14 protein-coding genes and 4 tRNA genes are annotated in these 18,802 nt (G+C 57.1%); all 18 read right to left on the bottom strand.

Annotated features, from left to right (window positions below; all coding sequences use genetic code 11):
- Positions 1 to 15: 15 nt before the first annotated feature.
- The 18 genes from fusA to birA all read right to left on the bottom strand — a co-directional run bounded on the left by fusA (position 16) and on the right by birA (position 18,580).
- Complete coding sequence (gene fusA / locus M5C71_RS32985) at positions 16 to 2,118, bottom strand: elongation factor G (protein WP_152742393.1); 2,103 nt, start codon at positions 2,116 to 2,118, stop codon at positions 16 to 18.
- Positions 2,119 to 2,148: 30 nt separating this feature from the next.
- A complete protein-coding gene (rpsG, locus tag M5C71_RS32980) occupies positions 2,149 to 2,619 on the bottom strand; it encodes a 30S ribosomal protein S7 (RefSeq protein WP_103495381.1) in 471 nt (156 codons plus the stop codon).
- 120 nt (positions 2,620 to 2,739) lie between these two features.
- Entirely contained in the window at positions 2,740 to 3,111 is a 372-nt protein-coding gene (rpsL, locus tag M5C71_RS32975; protein ID WP_003186084.1) for a 30S ribosomal protein S12, read from the bottom strand.
- Between the two features lie 218 nt (positions 3,112 to 3,329).
- The gene (gene rpoC, locus M5C71_RS32970) at positions 3,330 to 7,529 is read right to left on the bottom strand and encodes a DNA-directed RNA polymerase subunit beta' (protein WP_152742394.1); all 4,200 of its coding nucleotides are present in this window, start codon (positions 7,527 to 7,529) and stop codon (positions 3,330 to 3,332) included.
- Positions 7,530 to 7,593: 64 nt separating this feature from the next.
- On the bottom strand, positions 7,594 to 11,667 hold the full coding sequence (gene rpoB / locus M5C71_RS32965) for a DNA-directed RNA polymerase subunit beta (RefSeq protein WP_100944350.1): 4,074 nt from the start codon (positions 11,665 to 11,667) through the stop codon (positions 7,594 to 7,596).
- 221 nt (positions 11,668 to 11,888) lie between these two features.
- Entirely contained in the window at positions 11,889 to 12,254 is a 366-nt protein-coding gene (rplL, locus tag M5C71_RS32960) for a 50S ribosomal protein L7/L12 (RefSeq protein WP_100944349.1), read from the bottom strand.
- 78 nt (positions 12,255 to 12,332) lie between these two features.
- Positions 12,333 to 12,833: a 50S ribosomal protein L10 gene (rplJ, locus tag M5C71_RS32955; protein WP_100944348.1), complete on the bottom strand. Its 501-nt coding sequence runs from the start codon at positions 12,831 to 12,833 to the stop codon at positions 12,333 to 12,335.
- 201 nt (positions 12,834 to 13,034) lie between these two features.
- The gene (gene rplA / locus M5C71_RS32950; protein WP_103495380.1) at positions 13,035 to 13,730 is read right to left on the bottom strand and encodes a 50S ribosomal protein L1; all 696 of its coding nucleotides are present in this window, start codon (positions 13,728 to 13,730) and stop codon (positions 13,035 to 13,037) included.
- Positions 13,730 to 14,161 carry a 50S ribosomal protein L11 gene (gene rplK / locus M5C71_RS32945; protein ID WP_003176435.1) on the bottom strand — a complete coding sequence of 144 codons (432 nt, stop codon included), beginning with the start codon at positions 14,159 to 14,161 and terminating at the stop codon, positions 13,730 to 13,732. Before rplK ends, rplA begins: the two co-directional genes overlap by 1 nt.
- Before the next feature lie 117 nt (positions 14,162 to 14,278).
- Positions 14,279 to 14,812, bottom strand: a complete 534-nt coding sequence (gene nusG, locus M5C71_RS32940; RefSeq protein ID WP_010443972.1) for a transcription termination/antitermination protein NusG — start codon at positions 14,810 to 14,812, stop codon at positions 14,279 to 14,281.
- Between the two features lie 9 nt (positions 14,813 to 14,821).
- Positions 14,822 to 15,190, bottom strand: a complete 369-nt coding sequence (secE, locus tag M5C71_RS32935) for a preprotein translocase subunit SecE (RefSeq protein WP_100944346.1) — start codon at positions 15,188 to 15,190, stop codon at positions 14,822 to 14,824.
- Positions 15,191 to 15,235: 45 nt separating this feature from the next.
- Positions 15,236 to 15,311: transfer RNA gene (locus M5C71_RS32930), tRNA-Trp, on the bottom strand.
- Between the two features lie 54 nt (positions 15,312 to 15,365).
- Positions 15,366 to 16,559, bottom strand: coding sequence for an elongation factor Tu (gene tuf / locus M5C71_RS32925; RefSeq protein WP_100944345.1), 1,194 nt, complete (start codon positions 16,557 to 16,559; stop codon positions 15,366 to 15,368).
- An 85-nt stretch (positions 16,560 to 16,644) separates the two neighbouring features.
- A tRNA-Thr gene (locus tag M5C71_RS32920) sits at positions 16,645 to 16,720 on the bottom strand.
- A 26-nt stretch (positions 16,721 to 16,746) separates the two neighbouring features.
- Positions 16,747 to 16,820: transfer RNA gene (locus M5C71_RS32915), tRNA-Gly, on the bottom strand.
- A gap of 25 nt (positions 16,821 to 16,845) precedes the next feature.
- Positions 16,846 to 16,930, bottom strand: a tRNA-Tyr gene (locus M5C71_RS32910).
- A 142-nt stretch (positions 16,931 to 17,072) separates the two neighbouring features.
- Entirely contained in the window at positions 17,073 to 17,519 is a 447-nt protein-coding gene (locus tag M5C71_RS32905) for a hypothetical protein (RefSeq protein ID WP_103495379.1), read from the bottom strand.
- A 101-nt stretch (positions 17,520 to 17,620) separates the two neighbouring features.
- Entirely contained in the window at positions 17,621 to 18,580 is a 960-nt protein-coding gene (gene birA, locus M5C71_RS32900) for a bifunctional biotin--[acetyl-CoA-carboxylase] ligase/biotin operon repressor BirA (protein WP_248746818.1), read from the bottom strand.
- Positions 18,581 to 18,802: the final 222 nt, after the last annotated feature.

Raw genomic sequence — 18,802 nt, 5'->3', positions numbered from 1 at the left:
GCCTAAAGGGCTGAATCAGCCTTGTTTTTTAACGAGAGCTTCGACGATGTTCGACGGAGCTTCGGAGTATTTGGAGAATTCCATAGAGTAGCTCGCGCGACCCTGGGACATGGAACGAACATCGGTCGCATAACCGAACATTTCGCCCAACGGAACCTCGGCGCGGATCACCTTGCCGGAAACCGTATCTTCCATACCCTGGATCAGACCACGACGACGGTTCAGGTCACCCATCACGTCACCCATGTAGTCCTCAGGTGTTACAACTTCTACCTTCATGATCGGCTCAAGTACAACACCGCCGCCCTTGGACGCGAGTTGCTTGGTCGCCATGGAAGCAGCCACCTTGAACGCCATCTCGTTGGAGTCGACGTCGTGGTAAGAACCGTCAAACACAGTAGCCTTCAGGCCGATCAGCGGATAACCGGCAACAACGCCGTTCTTCATCTGCTCTTCGATACCCTTCTGGATAGCCGGGATGTATTCCTTAGGAACCACACCACCCACTACTTCGTTCACGAATTGCAGACCTTCCTGACCTTCGTCAGCCGGCGCAAAACGAATCCAGCAGTGACCGAACTGGCCACGACCGCCGGACTGGCGAACGAACTTGCCTTCGATTTCGCAATTCTTCGTGATCTTCTCACGATAGGAAACCTGAGGCTTACCGATGTTGGCTTCGACGTTGAACTCACGGCGCATCCGGTCAACCAGGATGTCCAGGTGCAACTCGCCCATGCCGGAGATGATCGTTTGACCAGTCTCTTCATCAGTTTTGACGCGGAAAGACGGGTCTTCCTGAGCAAGTTTGCCCAGAGCGATACCCATTTTTTCCTGGTCATCCTTGGTCTTTGGCTCAACGGCAACCGAAATAACCGGCTCCGGGAAGTCCATGCGAACCAGGATGATTGGCTTGTCAGCAGAGCACAGGGTGTCACCGGTGGTGACGTCCTTCATGCCGATCAGGGCCGCGATGTCGCCAGCGCGTACTTCCTTGATCTCTTCACGGGTGTTGGCATGCATCTGCACCATACGACCCACGCGCTCTTTCTTGCCCTTGACCGAGTTGATCACGCCGTCGCCGGAGCTCAACACGCCCGAGTAAACGCGAGCGAAGGTCAGGGTACCCACGAATGGGTCAGTGGCGATTTTGAACGCCAGAGCGGAGAACGGTTCGCTGTCGTCTGCATGACGCTCCATGGCGATAGTCTCGTCATCCGGATCGGAACCCTTGATGGCAGGAATGTCGACAGGTGCAGGCAGGTAGTCGATAACAGCGTCGAGAACCAGGGGAACACCCTTGTTCTTGAAGGAAGAACCGCAAACAGCCAGAACGATTTCGCCAGCGATGGTCCGCTGACGCAGAGCGCCCTTGATTTCCTCGATGGTGAGCTCTTCACCCTCGAGGTATTTGTTCATCAGCTCTTCGTTGGCTTCGGCAGCCGCCTCGACCATGTTGCTGCGCCACTCTTCGGCCAGCTCCTGCAGTTCAGCAGGGATAGCTTCGCGACGAGCAGCCATACCTTTGTCAGCGTCGTCCCAGTAGACGGCTTCCATGGACATCAGATCGATCTGACCCTGGAAGTTGTCTTCGGAACCGATAGCCAACTGGATAGGCACTGGAGTGTGACCCAGGCGCTGCTTGATCTGCGCAACAACACGCAGGAAGTTCGCACCGGCACGGTCCATCTTGTTCACGTAAACGAGACGTGGAACACCGTACTTGTTGGCTTGACGCCATACGGTTTCAGACTGAGGCTCGACACCGGAAGTACCGCAGAACACAACGACCGCACCGTCGAGTACGCGCAGCGAACGTTCTACTTCAATGGTGAAGTCAACGTGGCCGGGGGTATCGATGATGTTGAAGCGGTGCTTGGGAAACTGCTTGGCAGAACCTTCCCAGAATGCGGTGGTCGCAGCGGAGGTAATGGTAATACCCCGCTCCTGCTCCTGCACCATCCAGTCCATGGTCGCGGCGCCGTCGTGCACCTCGCCCATTTTGTGGTTTACGCCCGTGTAAAACAGGACGCGCTCGGTGGTCGTGGTTTTACCCGCGTCCACGTGAGCAACGATACCAATGTTACGGTAGCGTTTAATATCGGTTGTACGAGCCATAAAGCCCTCGCAAATTGAGTGACGCTAAAATTAGAAGCGGTAGTGCGAGAAAGCCTTGTTGGCTTCAGCCATACGGTGCACGTCTTCACGCTTCTTAACTGCAGCACCTTTACCTTCAGCGGCATCCAACAGTTCGCCAGCCAAACGCAGAGCCATGGACTTCTCGCCGCGCTTGCGGGCGAAGTCTACCAACCAGCGCATTGCCAGAGCGTTACGACGGGACGGACGAACTTCGACCGGAACCTGGTAAGTAGCACCGCCTACACGGCGCGACTTCACTTCGACCAGCGGAGCGATGGCGTCGAGTGCTTTCTCGAAGAGTTCCAGGGGGTCAGCGTTTTTGCGCTCTTTAACTTTTTCCAGAGCACCATAAACGATACGTTCGGCCACGGCTTTCTTGCCGCTTTCCATCACGTGGTTCATGAATTTGGCGAGAATCTGGCTACCGTATTTCGGATCGTCCAGAATCTCACGCTTGGCTGCTACACGACGTCTTGGCATTGATAAGCCCTCAAACGGTCTTCAGGTTAGCCCGGGAACATGACACCCAGTGGATGTACGCCCGACCTTACTCTTATCGACTCAAAAAAATAAAAATCAGTTACTGCAGCAAACGACCGATTACTTCGGACGCTTGGTACCGTATTTCGAACGACCTTGGTTACGACCTTTGACGCCGGAGGTATCCAGGGAGCCGCGAACGGTGTGGTAACGAACACCTGGCAAGTCTTTTACACGACCGCCACGGATCAGGACCACGCTGTGCTCTTGCAGGTTGTGGCCTTCACCGCCGATGTACGAGGAAACCTCGAAACCGTTGGTCAGGCGCACACGGCATACTTTACGCAGTGCCGAGTTAGGTTTTTTCGGCGTGGTGGTGTACACACGGGTGCACACGCCACGACGTTGCGGGCAGTTCTGCAGCGCAGGTACGTCGGATTTCTCGACGATACGCTTACGCGGCTGACGTACCAGCTGGTTGATAGTTGCCATCTACTAGCTCCACTGTTGTCTTGCGACGCTATTGTCTTGCAAGAAAAGCAAAATGGCAGGAACGAGTTCCCGCCAAATTTAGGGGTACAAGAGTCTAAAGAGGATCTTGTCCCCAGTCAAGACAAGGCCCCGATCTCCTCACACCGACCATCGCAACAAAAAATGTCACGATGGCGTTGGCGGAGGCTATCAGGGCCTTGATCTCACTACCGCAGAACTCAGTTACCGCTAGAGTTCAGCGCTTCGGTCAGTGCAGCTTCCACTTCACTGGCGCTTACGCGCAACGGTTTGTCCAGTTCACGACGACGCTTGCGCTCGCTGTGATAGGCCAGACCGGTACCGGCCGGGATCAGACGACCCACAACCACGTTTTCTTTCAGGCCGCGCAGGTAATCGCGCTTGCCGGTAACGGCCGCTTCGGTCAGTACGCGGGTGGTCTCTTGGAAAGAGGCCGCCGAGATGAACGATTCGGTCGACAACGACGCCTTGGTGATACCCAGCAGAACGCGAGTGAACTTGGAAACGAACTTGTCGTCGCCCGCCAGACGCTCGTTCTCTACCAGAACGTGAGTCAGCTCCATCTGGTCGCCCTTGATGAAGGTGGAATCGCCGGATTCAGCGATTTCAACTTTACGCAGCATCTGACGCAGGATGGTCTCGATGTGCTTGTCGTTGATCTTCACGCCTTGCAGACGGTAAACGTCCTGGATCTCGTTGACGATGTACTTGGCCAGCGCACTCACACCCAGCAGACGCAGGATGTCGTGTGGATCGCTTGGACCGTCGGAGATAACTTCGCCGCGGTTCACTTGTTCGCCTTCGAAGACGTTCAGGTGACGCCACTTCGGAATCAGCTCCTCGTACGGATCGCTACCGTCGTTCGGGGTAATGACCAGACGGCGCTTGCCCTTGGTCTCTTTACCGAACGCGATGGTGCCGCTGACTTCAGCCAGAATCGAGGCCTCTTTCGGACGACGAGCTTCGAACAAGTCGGCAACACGCGGCAGACCACCGGTGATGTCGCGAGTTTTCGAAGTTTCTTGCGGAATCCGCGCGATAACGTCACCGATCGCGATTTTCGCACCGTCCGCCACACCGACCAGGGCGTTGGCTGGCAGGAAGTACTGAGCGATTACGTCAGTGCCTGGCAGCAACAGATCCTTGCCGTTGTCGTCGACCATCTTCACCGCAGGACGAATGTCCTTGCCGGCTGCTGGACGGTCTTTGGCATCGAGGACTTCAATGTTGGTCATACCGGTCAATTCGTCAGTCTGACGCTTGATCGTGATGCCTTCTTCCATGCCCACGTAGGTCACGGTACCTTTCATTTCGGTAACGATCGGGTGAGTGTGCGGATCCCACTTGGCCACGATTGCGCCAGCGTCGACCTTGTCACCCTCTTTAACCGAAATCACCGCACCGTACGGCAGCTTGTAGCGCTCGCGCTCACGACCGTAGTCGTCGGCGATTGCCAGCTCACCGGAACGGGATACCGCAACCAGGTGGCCATCCACTCGCTCAACGTGCTTCAGGTTGTGCAGACGGACGGTACCGCCATTCTTCACCTGAACGCTGTCGGCTGCGGAGGTCCGGCTTGCCGCACCACCGATGTGGAACGTACGCATGGTCAGCTGGGTACCCGGCTCACCGATGGACTGGGCAGCGATAACGCCGACCGCTTCACCGATGTTCACCTGGTGACCACGAGCCAAGTCACGGCCGTAGCACTTGGCGCAGATGCCATAACGGGTTTCGCAACTGATTGGCGAGCGCACGATAACTTCGTCGATGCTGTTCAGCTCGATGAATTCAACCCACTTCTCGTCGACCAGGGTGCCGGCAGGAACGATCACTTCCTCGGTGCCAGGCTTGAAGACGTCACGGGCGATCACTCGACCCAGAACGCGCTCACCCAACGGCTCTACCACGTCACCGCCTTCGATGTGCGGCGTCATGAGCAAGCCTTGCTCAGTGCCACAGTCGACTTCGGTCACCACCAGATCCTGCGCCACGTCTACCAGACGACGGGTCAGGTAACCGGAGTTCGCGGTTTTCAACGCGGTATCCGCGAGGCCCTTACGAGCACCGTGAGTGGAGATGAAGTACTGGAGTACGCTCAGGCCTTCACGGAAGTTCGCGGTGATCGGCGTCTCGATGATCGAGCCGTCCGGCTTGGCCATCAGACCACGCATACCGGCCAGCTGACGGATCTGGGCTGCGGAACCCCGCGCACCCGAGTCGGCCATCATGTACATCGAGTTGAAGGATTCCTGGTCGACTTCGTCGCCATGACGGTCGATGACCTTCTCTTTCGAGAGGTTGGCCATCATCGCCTTGGACACTTCGTCGTTCGCCTTGGACCACAAGTCGATCACTTTGTTGTACTTCTCGCCCTGGGTAACCAGGCCGGAGGCGTACTGACTTTCGATCTCTTTCACTTCGTCGGTGGCAGCACCGATGATGCGGGCTTTTTCATCCGGGATAACGAAGTCGTTAACACCGATGGAAACGCCGGAAATGGTCGAATAGGCAAAACCGGTGTACATCAACTGGTCAGCGAAGATCACGGTCTCTTTCAAACCAACCACGCGGTAGCACTGGTTGATCAGTTTGGAGATCGCCTTCTTCTTCATCGGCAGGTTGACGACGTCGAACGACAGGCCGGCCGGAACCACCTGGAACAACAGCGCACGGCCGACAGTGGTGTCGACGATACGGGTGTTCTTGACGCTGCCACCATCACGATCATTGACGGTTTCGTTGATACGAACCTTGATCTTGGCGTGCAGGGCTGCTTCGCCGGCGCGGAATACGCGGTCGACTTCCTGCAGGTCCGCGAAGATACGACCTTCGCCCTTGGCGTTGATCGCTTCACGGGTCATGTAGTACAGACCCAATACAACGTCCTGCGACGGAACGATGATTGGCTCACCGTTGGCAGGCGACAGGATGTTGTTGGTCGACATCATCAACGCACGCGCTTCGAGCTGGGCTTCCAGCGTCAGCGGTACGTGCACGGCCATCTGGTCGCCGTCGAAGTCGGCGTTGTACGCAGCACAGACCAGCGGGTGCAGCTGGATAGCCTTACCTTCGATCAGTACCGGTTCAAACGCCTGGATACCTAGACGGTGAAGGGTCGGTGCACGGTTGAGGAGGACCGGGTGTTCGCGAATCACTTCAGCGAGAACGTCCCAAACCTCTGGCAGTTCGCGCTCGACCATTTTCTTGGCGGCTTTGATGGTGGTCGCGAGACCACGCATTTCCAGCTTGCCGAAAATGAACGGTTTGAACAGCTCGAGGGCCATCTTCTTCGGCAGACCGCACTGGTGCAGACGCAGGGTCGGACCTACGGTAATTACCGAACGACCCGAGTAGTCAACACGCTTACCGAGCAAGTTCTGACGGAAACGACCTTGCTTACCCTTGATCATGTCAGCCAGGGATTTCAGAGGACGCTTGTTCGAACCGGTAATGGCGCGACCGCGACGACCGTTGTCCAGCAGGGCATCCACAGCTTCCTGCAGCATGCGCTTTTCGTTGCGCACGATGATGTCAGGCGCGGACAAGTCCAGCAGGCGCTTCAAACGGTTGTTACGGTTGATCACTCGACGATACAGATCGTTGAGGTCGGAAGTCGCGAAGCGACCGCCATCGAGCGGAACCAGTGGACGCAGGTCTGGCGGCAGAACCGGCAGAACGGTCAGCACCATCCACTCTGGCAGGTTGCCGGAACCCTGGAAGGCTTCCATCAACTTCAGGCGCTTGGACAGCTTCTTGATCTTGGTTTCGGAGTTGGTTTGCGGAATTTCTTCGCGCAGACGGCCAATCTCGTGTTCCAGGTCGATCGCGTGCAGCAGCTCGCGGACGGCCTCAGCACCCATGCGGGCGTCGAAGTCATCACCGAACTCTTCGAGGGCTTCGAAGTACTGCTCGTCGTTCAGCAGCTGGCCTTTTTCAAGGGTGGTCATGCCCGGGTCGATAACGACGTAGCTCTCGAAGTAGAGAACGCGTTCGATATCACGCAGGGTCATGTCCATCAGCAAGCCGATACGCGACGGCAGGGACTTCAGGAACCAGATGTGGGCAACCGGCGAAGCCAGTTCGATGTGCGCCATGCGCTCACGACGAACCTTGGCCAGTGCGACTTCAACGCCGCACTTCTCGCAGATCACACCACGGTGCTTCAAGCGCTTGTACTTACCGCACAGGCACTCGTAATCCTTGACCGGGCCAAAGATCTTGGCGCAGAACAGGCCGTCACGCTCAGGTTTGAACGTACGGTAGTTGATGGTTTCCGGCTTTTTAACTTCACCGAACGACCACGAACGGATCATCTCAGGCGAGGCCAATCCAATACGGATGGCGTCGAACTCTTCGACTTGACCCTGGTTTTTCAGCAAATTCAGTAGGTCTTTCAAGGCCTTTCCTCCTGGCGGAGCAGAGAGCGGGCCATACAGCCCCGCTCTCGATTCGCGTCACGTGTTATTCGGTTTCCAGATCGATATCGATGCCGAGGGAACGAATTTCCTTGATCAACACGTTGAAGGACTCGGGCATGCCCGGCTCCATACGGTGATCGCCGTCCACGATGTTTTTGTACATCTTGGTCCGACCGTTCACATCGTCCGACTTCACTGTGAGCATTTCTTGCAGAGTGTATGCAGCACCGTATGCTTCCAGTGCCCAGACCTCCATCTCCCCGAAACGCTGACCACCGAACTGCGCCTTACCACCCAGCGGCTGCTGGGTAACCAGGCTGTACGAACCGGTAGAACGAGCGTGCATCTTGTCGTCTACCAAGTGGTTCAGCTTCAGCATGTACATGTAGCCAACGGTAACCGGACGTTCGAACTTGTTGCCGGTACGACCATCGAACAGTTGCATCTGGCCGCTTTCCGGCAGGTCTGCCAGTTTCAGCATGGCCTTGATTTCAACTTCCTTGGCACCGTCGAACACTGGGGTGGCCATTGGCACACCAGCCTTGAGGTTGTGCGCCAAGTCGAGGATTTCCTGGTCGGTGAAGCTGTCCAGGTCCTCGTTACGACCGCCGATCTCGTTGTAGATCTCGTGCAGGAACTTGCGCAGGTCAGCGACCTTGCGTTGCTCCTCGATCATGCGGTTGATCTTCTCGCCCAGACCTTTGGCCGCCAGGCCCAGGTGGGTTTCGAGGATCTGACCAACGTTCATACGCGAAGGTACGCCCAGCGGGTTGAGGACGACGTCGACCGGGGTGCCATGGGCATCGTGCGGCATGTCTTCAACCGGCATGATCACGGAGACCACACCCTTGTTACCGTGACGACCGGCCATCTTGTCGCCCGGCTGGATGCGGCGACGGATTGCCAGGTAGACCTTGACGATCTTCAGCACGCCCGGAGCCAGGTCATCGCCTTGCTGCAGCTTGCGCTTCTTGTCTTCGAACTTGTCGTCCAGCAGACGGCGGCGATCAACGATATAGGCCTGGGCCTTCTCGAGCTGCTCGTTCAACGCATCTTCAGCCATGCGCAGTTTGAACCACTGCCCATGCTCCAGACCGTCGAGCACTTCGTCGGTGATTTCCTGACCTTTCTTCAGGCCAGCGCCGCCTTCGGCCTTGTGGCCAACCAGCGCGGAACGCAGACGCTCGAAGGTCGCGCCTTCAACGATACGGAACTCTTCGTTGAGGTCCTTGCGGATCTCGTCGAGCTGGCTCTTCTCGATGGATAGGGCACGGGTATCGCGCTCGACGCCATCACGGGTGAAGACCTGCACGTCGATGACGGTACCCTTGGTACCGGTTGGTACACGCAGGGAGGTGTCTTTGACGTCGCTGGCCTTCTCACCGAAGATCGCACGCAGCAGTTTTTCTTCCGGAGTCAGTTGGGTCTCGCCTTTCGGAGTGACCTTGCCGACCAGGATGTCGCCCGGGCCGACTTCGGCACCGACGTAGACGATACCGGCTTCGTCCAGCTTGTTCAGTGCGGCTTCACCCACGTTCGGGATGTCCGCAGTGATTTCCTCTGGCCCAAGCTTGGTGTCACGCGCCACACAGGTCAGTTCCTGGATGTGGATCGTGGTGAAACGGTCTTCCTGAACAACGCGTTCCGACAGGCAGATGGAGTCTTCGAAGTTGAAGCCGTTCCATGCCATGAAGGCGATGCGCATGTTCTGACCCAGAGCCAGTTCACCCATGTCGGTGGACGGGCCGTCGGCCATGATGTCGCTACGCTGAACACGATCACCTTTACGCACCAGCGGACGCTGGTTGATGCAGGTGTTCTGGTTCGAGCGGGTGTACTTGGTCAGGTTGTAGATGTCGACACCGGCTTCGCCGGTTTCAACTTCGTCATCGGCAACACGAACCACGATACGGCTGGCATCGACGGAGTCGATCACGCCACCACGACGAGCCACGACGCAAACGCCGGAGTCACGGGCAACGTTGCGCTCCATGCCGGTACCTACCAGCGGCTTGTCGGCACGCAGGGTCGGTACAGCCTGACGCTGCATGTTGGAACCCATCAACGCACGGTTGGCGTCGTCGTGCTCGAGGAACGGGATCAGCGACGCTGCAACCGACACAACCTGCTTCGGCGAAACGTCCATCAGGGTGACGTCTTCCGGCGCCTTGACGGTGAACTCGTTCAGGTGACGTACGGCTACCAGCTCGTCGATCAGCACTTTCTGCTCGTTCATGGTCGCCGAAGCCTGGGCGATCACGTGATCGGCCTCTTCAATGGCGGACAGGAACACGATCTCGTCGGTGACCAGGGCGTCTTTCACCACACGGTACGGGCTTTCCAGGAAGCCGTACTGGTTGGTGCGCGCATAAGCGGCCAGGGAGTTGATCAGACCGATGTTCGGACCTTCCGGCGTTTCGATCGGGCAAACACGACCGTAGTGCGTCGGGTGTACGTCACGGACTTCGAAGCCGGCGCGTTCGCGGGTCAGACCACCAGGGCCGAGTGCGGAGACACGACGCTTGTGGGTGATCTCGGACAGCGGGTTGTTCTGGTCCATGAACTGCGACAGCTGGCTGGAACCGAAGAACTCTTTCACCGCCGCAGCCACTGGCTTGGCGTTGATCAGGTCTTGCGGCATCAGGCCTTCGCTTTCAGCCATCGACAGACGTTCCTTGACCGCACGCTCAACGCGTACCAGGCCAACACGGAACTGGTTCTCGGCCATTTCGCCTACGCAGCGAACACGACGGTTACCCAGGTGGTCGATGTCGTCGACGATGCCTTTGCCGTTACGGATGTCGACCAGGGTCTTGAGGACCGCGACGATATCGTCCTTGTTCAGTACGCCCGAACCTTCGATCTCGGTACGACCGATACGACGGTTGAACTTCATCCGGCCGACCGCAGACAGGTCATAGCGCTCAGGGCTGAAGAACAGGTTGTTGAACAGGGTCTCGGCGGCATCCTTGGTCGGTGGCTCACCAGGACGCATCATGCGATAGATCTCGACCAGCGCTTCCAGTTGGTTGCTGGTGGAGTCGATCTTCAGCGTGTCGGAGATGAACGGACCGCAGTCGATGTCGTTGGTGTACAGCGTCTCGATGCGAACGACCTGGGCCTTGGCGATTTTCGCCAGGATCTCGGTGTTCAGCTCGGTGTTGCATTCGGCCAGGATTTCGCCGGTAGCCGGGTGCACGATGACCTTGGCGGTGGTGCGGCCCAGGACGTAGTCCAGCGGCACATCCAGCTCTTTGATCCCGGCTTTTTCCAGCTGGTTGATGTGGCGAGCGGTAATACGACGACCCTGCTCGACAATCACCTTGCCTTTGTCATCGAGGATATCGAGGACGGCGATTTCACCGCGCAGACGCTGAGGCACCAGCTCCAGGCTCAGGGTTTCGCCCTTCACGTGGAAAACGTTGGTGGTGTAGAACGCGTCCAGCACTTCTTCGGTGGCGTAGCCCAGTGCGCGCAGCAGCACGGAAGCCGGCAGCTTGCGACGACGGTCGATACGCACGAAGACGCAGTCTTTCGGGTCGAACTCGAAGTCCAACCACGAACCGCGGTAAGGAATGATCCGCGCGGAGTACAGCAGTTTGCCGGAGCTGTGCGTCTTGCCGCGGTCGTGGTCGAAGAACACGCCCGGGGAACGGTGCAGCTGGGAAACGATCACGCGCTCGGTACCGTTGATAACGAAGGTACCGTTCTCGGTCATCAGGGGGATTTCACCCATGTAGACTTCTTGCTCTTTGATGTCCTTGATCGCTTTGTTCGACGATTCTTTGTCGAAAATGATCAGGCGCACTTTTACCCGCAAAGGTACGGCGTAAGTCACACCGCGCAATACGCATTCTTTGACATCAAATGCCGGTTCGCCCAGGCGATAACCGACGTACTCCAGCGCAGCATTGCCGGAGTAGCTGATGATCGGGAAAACGGATTTGAAGGCCGCATGCAGGCCCACGTCGCGGAACTGATCTTTAGTCGCTCCCGCCTGCAAGAATTCACGATACGAATCCAGCTGGATGGCCAGGAGGTACGGCACATCCATGACGTCCGGCAACTTGCTAAAGTCCTTGCGGATACGTTTTTTCTCAGTATATGAGTAAGCCATCAGCGTTCCCCAGCTTGGTCACCTGCTTGTTTGGCCCCTCCCCGACGGGAGCAGCCAGAAAATCGTGCAAACCCCATGGTTTGCGCCACCGCATCGGGTGGTTGAAGCACGTCAAAGGCACCGACCGAGTCGGCCGCCAGTAACGGAAAAAGGCCGGTGGCAAGAGCCACCAGCCATCAGCCTGTCGCTTAACGCTCGGGCTGGAGACGCAAGGTCAGAGCTTACTTCAGCTCGACTTTAGCGCCTGCTTCTTCCAGTGCTGCTTTGGCTTTGTCAGCTGCGTCTTTGGCAACAGCTTCCAGAACCAGGGCAGGAGCGCCGTCAACTACAGCCTTGGCTTCTTTCAGGCCCAGACCGGTCAGTTCACGTACTGCCTTAATCACGTTAACTTTCTTCTCGCCAGCTTCCAGCAGCATGACGTTGAATTCGGTTTGCTCTTCAACAACAGCGGCAGCAGCAGCAGGACCTGCCGAAGCAGCAGCAGCGGTAACACCGAATTTTTCTTCGAAAGCTTTGATCAGCTCAACAACCTGCAGAACCGACATTTCAGCTACGGCGTTGAGGATATCTTCTTGGGAGATAGACATTACTGTATTTCCTGAATTGGGGGACGGCCTACGCGACCATCGAAATAAACAAAAATACGCGAAAAGAAGTGCTCAGCCTTAGGCTGCGACAGCTTCTTTCTGGTCGCGAATAGCCGCCAGAGTACGAGCCAACTTGCTGGTAGCGCCTTGAATCACGCTCATCAGCTGGGAGATTGCTTCGTCACGGGTCGGCAAGGTTGCCAGTACGTCGATCTGATTGGCTGCGAGGAACTTGCCCTCGAACGCAGCTGCCTTGATCTCGAACTTGTCCTGACCCTTTGCAAACTCTTTGAACAGACGAGCAGCAGCGCCCGGGTGTTCCTTGGAGAAAGCAATCAGGGTCGGGCCTTTGAACACGTCGTTGAGGACCGAGTACTCGGTGCCTTCAACAGCGCGCTTGAGCAGGGTGTTACGTACGACACGTACGTACACGCCAGCTTCGCGGGCCTCTTTACGGAGTCCGGTCATCGCGCTTACTGTTACGCCACGGGCATCAGCCACGACAGCGGACAGAGCGACTTTGGCAGCCTCGTTGACTTCAGCGACGATGGCCTTCTTGTCTTCGAGTTTAATTGCCACGGGTTTAACTCCTGCTTGTTACCGTTTCATCTGGCCGAAGCCGGATGTCGTTTTGGTGTCTGATTCGGTAAGGAACCGGGAGCACCATCTGCGTAGGCTTGAGGTTTAAGGCTTGCGCCGCCTACGGTCTTGGATAGCCCCCGCCAGGCAGGGACCCCAATTTTTTTTCGATTGGCGCAATCGCTTGCGCCAATGCGCGTCTTACGCTTCCAGCGAGCTCTGGTCGATGACCAGGCCTGGACCCATGGTGGTGCTCAGGGTAACGCGCTTGACGTAGATACCTTTCGAGGAAGCTGGCTTGATACGCTTCAGGTCAGCGATCAGGGCTTCAACGTTTTCCTTCAGCTTGACGGCGTCGAAGCCGATCTTGCCAACGGAGGTGTGGATAATACCGTTCTTGTCGGTGCGATAACGAACCTGACCGGCCTTGGCGTTTTTCACCGCGGTGGCGACGTCTGGAGTTACGGTACCGACTTTAGGGTTAGGCATCAGGCCACGTGGACCGAGGATCTGACCCAGTTGACCTACAACACGCATTGCGTCCGGGGAAGCAATAACGACGTCATAGTTCAGGTCGCCGCCTTTCATTTCGGCAGCCAGGTCGTCCATACCAACGCGATCGGCGCCGGCAGCCAGAGCAGCTTCAGCAGCCGGACCCTGGGTGAACACAGCAACGCGAACGGTCTTGCCAGTGCCGTGTGGCAGCACAGTAGCGCTACGTACGACCTGGTCGGATTTACGTGGGTCAACGCCCAGGTTTACAGCAACGTCAAACGACTCGCTGAACTTGACAGTCGACAGCTCGGACAGCAGAGCAGCGGCTTCTACAAAGTTGTAGGCCTTGCCTGCTTCGATTTTGCCGGCGATAGCCTTTTGGCGCTTGGTCAGCTTAGCCATTACACACCCTCCACGTTAAGGCCCATGCTACGAGCAGAACCGGCGATGGTACGCACGGCTGCATCCATATCAGCTGCAGTCAGATCCGCGTTTTTGGTTTTCGCGATTTCTTCCAGCTGAGCACGGGTCACGGTGCCAACCTTAACGGTGTTCGGACGAGCGGAACCGCTGGTCAGGCCGGCGGCCTTTTTCAGCAGAACCGAAGCCGGGGTGGACTTGGTTTCGAAAGTGAAGCTGCGGTCACTGTAAACAGTGATGATCACAGGCGTCGGCAGACCTGGCTCAAGACCCTGGGTACGGGCGTTGAAGGCTTTGCAGAATTCCATGATGTTCACGCCGTGCTGACCCAGAGCTGGACCGACGGGTGGGCTAGGGTTGGCCTGGGCGGCCTTCACTTGCAGCTTGATGTAAGCGGTAATCTTCTTGGCCATGAGGCACTCCAATTACGGGTTCTAGCGCCTCGAAAGGCTCCCCGGTTACTTGCGCGTTTATCCCAGTGACGACAAAACCCCACAGCCTTGGACTGTGGGGTTGGGATGCTTGTTCAGCTAGACCTTTTCGACCTGGCTAAACTCCAACTCTACCGGAGTAGAGCGTCCGAAAATGAGCACGGCCACCTGGATGCGGCTCTTTTCGTAGTTGACCTCTTCGACGGTGCCGTTGAAATCAGCGAACGGACCATCGGTAACACGTACGACTTCGCCCGGCTCGAACAGTGTCTTCGGCTTCGGCTTGTCGCTGCCGTCAGCGACGCGACGCAGAATCGCTTCTGCCTCTTTGTCGGTGATCGGTGCAGGCTTGTCGGCGGTACCGCCGATGAAACCCATCACCCGAGGGGTGTCCTTGACCAAGTGCCAAGTCCCCTCGTTCATGTCCATCTGTACCAGCACATAGCCAGGGAAGAACTTACGCTCACTCTTGCGCTTCTGGCCGTTACGCATCTCCACTACTTCTTCAGTAGGGACCAGAATTTCGCCGAAGCCATCTTCCATGCCTGCCAGCTTTACGCGCTCGATCAACGAGCGCATCACATGCTTCTCGTAACCCGAGTAAGCATGCACAACGTACCAACGCTTAGCCACGGGACACCCTTAGCCTACAATCGAGGAAACAAGCCAGCCGAGCAGGGAATCAAGCCCCCACAACAGCAACGCCATTACCAGAACAACAGCCACCACGATCAACGTGGTCTGCGTGGTTTCTTGGCGAGTCGGCCATACGACTTTACGAATCTCGGTACGAGCTTCCTTTGCCAGCACGAAGAACGACTTGCCTTTCGCGGTCTGCAGGCCTACAAAGGCAGCTACAGCAGCGATGACAAGCAGAGCCAGTACGCGGTACAGGATCGGCGAACCATGATAGTACTGGTTGCCAACAACACCAATCACCACCAAAGCGACTACGACGAGCCACTTGAGAAGATCGAAGCGAGAGCCTTGGGCTTCAGCGTTGGAGGTCATCTAAGAGAATCCTGTGAAAAGAAAGCCAGACACACCGAGTGAATCTGGCAGGTCAGGAGGGAATCGAACCCCCAACCTACGGTTTTGGAGACCGTCGCTCTGCCAATTGAGCTACTGACCTAAAACTTGAATCAGGCCGACCATTATGTCGACCTGAGAGAGGCATTTCAACTACTTATTCGATTACTTTCGCCACCACACCCGCGCCGACGGTACGACCGCCCTCACGGATAGCGAAACGCAAGCCATCTTCCATCGCAATGGTCTTGATCAGAGTGACAGTCATCTGAATGTTGTCACCTGGCATTACCATTTCGACGCCTTCCGGCAGCTCGCAGTTACCAGTCACATCAGTCGTACGGAAGTAGAACTGCGGACGGTAGCCCTTGAAGAACGGCGTATGACGACCGCCTTCTTCCTTGCTCAGGACGTAAACTTCTGCAGTGAACTTGGTGTGCGGCTTGACCGAACCCGGCTTGACCAGTACCTGGCCACGCTCGACATCGTCACGCTTGGTGCCGCGCAGCAGAACGCCGCAGTTTTCACCTGCACGACCTTCGTCGAGCAGTTTACGAAACATTTCAACGCCGGTGCAGGTGGTGACAGCAGTGTCACGCAAGCCTACGATTTCCAGCGGATCTTGAACACGAACGATACCGCGCTCAATACGACCCGTCACAACAGTACCGCGACCAGAGATCGAGAACACGTCTTCGATCGGCATCAGGAACGGCTTGTCGATTGCGCGCTCAGGCTCGGGAATGTAGCTATCCAGAGTCTCAACCAGCTTCTTGACAGCCGAAGTACCCATGCCATTTTCATCATTGCCTTCCAGCGCCATGCGCGCGGAGCCAATGATGATCGGCGTGTCGTCACCTGGGAAATCGTAAGTGCTCAGCAGATCGCGCACCTCCATCTCAACCAGCTCCAGCAGCTCGGCATCATCTACCAGGTCAGCCTTGTTCAGGAAGACCACAATGTAGGGAACGCCTACCTGACGGGACAACAGGATGTGCTCACGGGTTTGCGGCATCGGACCATCAGCGGCCGAGCAAACCAGGATCGCGCCATCCATCTGCGCAGCACCGGTGATCATGTTTTTTACGTAGTCGGCGTGACCTGGGCAGTCAACGTGTGCGTAGTGACGCACGGCCGAATCGTATTCAACGTGAGCGGTGTTGATGGTGATGCCACGAGCTTTTTCTTCTGGGGCGCTATCGATCTTGTCGAAGTCGACCTTGGCCGAACCGAACACTTCGGAGCAAACGCGAGTCAAGGCAGCAGTGAGCGTAGTTTTACCATGGTCGACGTGACCAATGGTCCCCACGTTGACGTGCGGCTTATTACGTTCGAACTTTTCCTTAGCCATCGAAATCACCCTCAGGAGAAGAATTAAGCAAGCTACATCAGCCATTAAAACAAAGGCAGATATTTGCATATCTGCCTTGTTGTTATGGAGCTCTTGAGCGGATTTGAACCGCTGACCTCACCCTTACCAAGGGTGTGCTCTACCAACTGAGCTACAAGAGCGAAACACGGTGCACAAACAGCAAACTTGGAGCGGGTAGCGGGAATCGAACCCGCATCATCAGCTTGGAAGGCTGAGGTTCTACCACTAAACTATACCCGCGGAGCTTGCAGCTCACGCTTAAATATGGTGGAGGGGGAAGGATTCGAACCTTCGAAGTCGTAGACGTCAGATTTACAGTCTGATCCCTTTGGCCGCTCGGGAACCCCTCCTAAGCGAGCCGACATTCTACATCATGTCGACCTTCTGTCAAGCATTTTTCTCATTTAAATTATGAGGTTAGCTGCGTTGACCCGCTTCGTAGCCAGTCCCTCAAGAGGTGTTCACTGCGAAGCGGGCGCCATTCTATTCAAACTATTCGACAGTTGCAATGCCTTCGCACGGCATTATTTTATGTTTTAACTCATTGAATTCTTTAGCAAGGTTCTGCAGCAGGGCATCGTCCAGCAAATGCTGGCTTTCAGGTGCGATCCGTACCCAGTACCCCGCTGAATCGGGCACATTCACCTGCTCTGCCCGCGCCTTGATATTGCTGCCCTGGAGACGCTGCACAATGGACTGCGCCAGATCCTGGCGAGCCACGGCACCCAGATAGACACAATCGCCTTCGCGCTCCGGCGCCGCAGAGACCGCACGACGCCCGCCGGCGCCATCGGATTCGCTCAACAACTGGATATCCTGGTGAGCGCTGCGGTACAGCGAAAGAGGAGCGACTTCCTTGGCCCTCAAGGGCGCTTCTTGCTGGTGCCAGACGTAATAGACACCATTGAGCACCAGCAACAACAGAAACAACCAACGCATAGGAACCTCAATCGAGCGGACACGCCACCGCCAAGCCAACCAATACCAGGACGGGCACCCGATGCGCCCTGCCCTTGTTAAAACCGCTAGCCGCCTCGAACTCAAGCATCATCGCGCAAGCGCAGGCTGAGTTCGCCACCACTGAAGACCTTTTCCACGCCATCCACCTGCAGACGGAGCGCACCCTGCTGATCGATGCCCAGCACGATCCCTTCGACCTGGTTCACTCCCGCGACCAGGGCAACCTTGCGCCCCTGCCAGAGATGATTCTGCTCCCACTCAGCCTGGATAGCCGCGAAACCAGAGGACTGGTGCCACTCCAGGTAAAAGCGCAGCTTTTCCCCCAGGCTCGCGATCAGCTCGTTGCGATCGATCGAACGGCCCGTTTCCAACCGTGCCGATGTCCACAGCTGATCCACCTGTTCGGCAACCTGCATATTGACGTTGATCCCGACCCCCAGCACGACGTGACAGACGTCCGCCGGGTCGCCGACCAGCTCCAGCAGAATGCCGGCGATCTTCTTGTTGTCCACCAGGACGTCATTGGGCCACTTCAGCCCCGCCCGGGCGATCCCCAGCTCACGCAATGCGCTTAGAACCGCCAGGCCGACCACCAGGCTCAAGCCCTCCAGCTGACGCATGCCGCCTTCGATCCTGAGCAACAGGCTGTAATAGATATTTTCCGCGAACGGACTGACCCAATGCCGGCCCCGGCGCCCTCGTCCTGCGGTTTGCCGTTCGGCCACCACAATGAATGGCGCAACGGAACCTTTCTCCACCAGTCGCAGCGCCTCGGCATTGGTTGAGTCAATGGTGTCGTAGACATGCACCGGCCAGGAGGCCGAGGGTTTTGCGGCGGCTATCTCCAGCTCGCTCAGCAACACCAGCGGGCTGGCGAGTTGGTAACCCCGGCCACGGACTTTATGGATAACCAGCCCGAACTCCGCCTCCAATTGCTGGAGCTGTTTCCAGACGGCGCTGCGGCTGACGCCCAAGGCTGCCCCCAGCGCTTGCCCGGAGTGGAATCGACCATCTTTGAGGAGCTTCAACAACGTCAACATGCAGGTCTCGACTCACAATGAGGCAGGCATGATAGCCATGCGCCGAGAGCTTGCATATGACTCTTGAGCCTTGCAGCGCCTGGGCCGGCCTCTTCGCGGGCAAGCCCGGCCCCTACAGTGTGATGTCGTATGCGAATTTTGTGCACGACGCCGTCCTGTAGGAGCCAGGCTTGTCGGATCGCCGCACCGCCGCGAAGAGGCCCTTGAGTCTTGCGAGATTTC

Origin of the sequence: Pseudomonas sp. MWU12-2345 (assembly GCF_023242385.1) — a bacterium.
Lineage (GTDB): Bacteria > Pseudomonadota > Gammaproteobacteria > Pseudomonadales > Pseudomonadaceae > Aquipseudomonas > Aquipseudomonas gingeri_D.
This window is presented reverse-complemented; position numbering and strand designations above follow the sequence as displayed.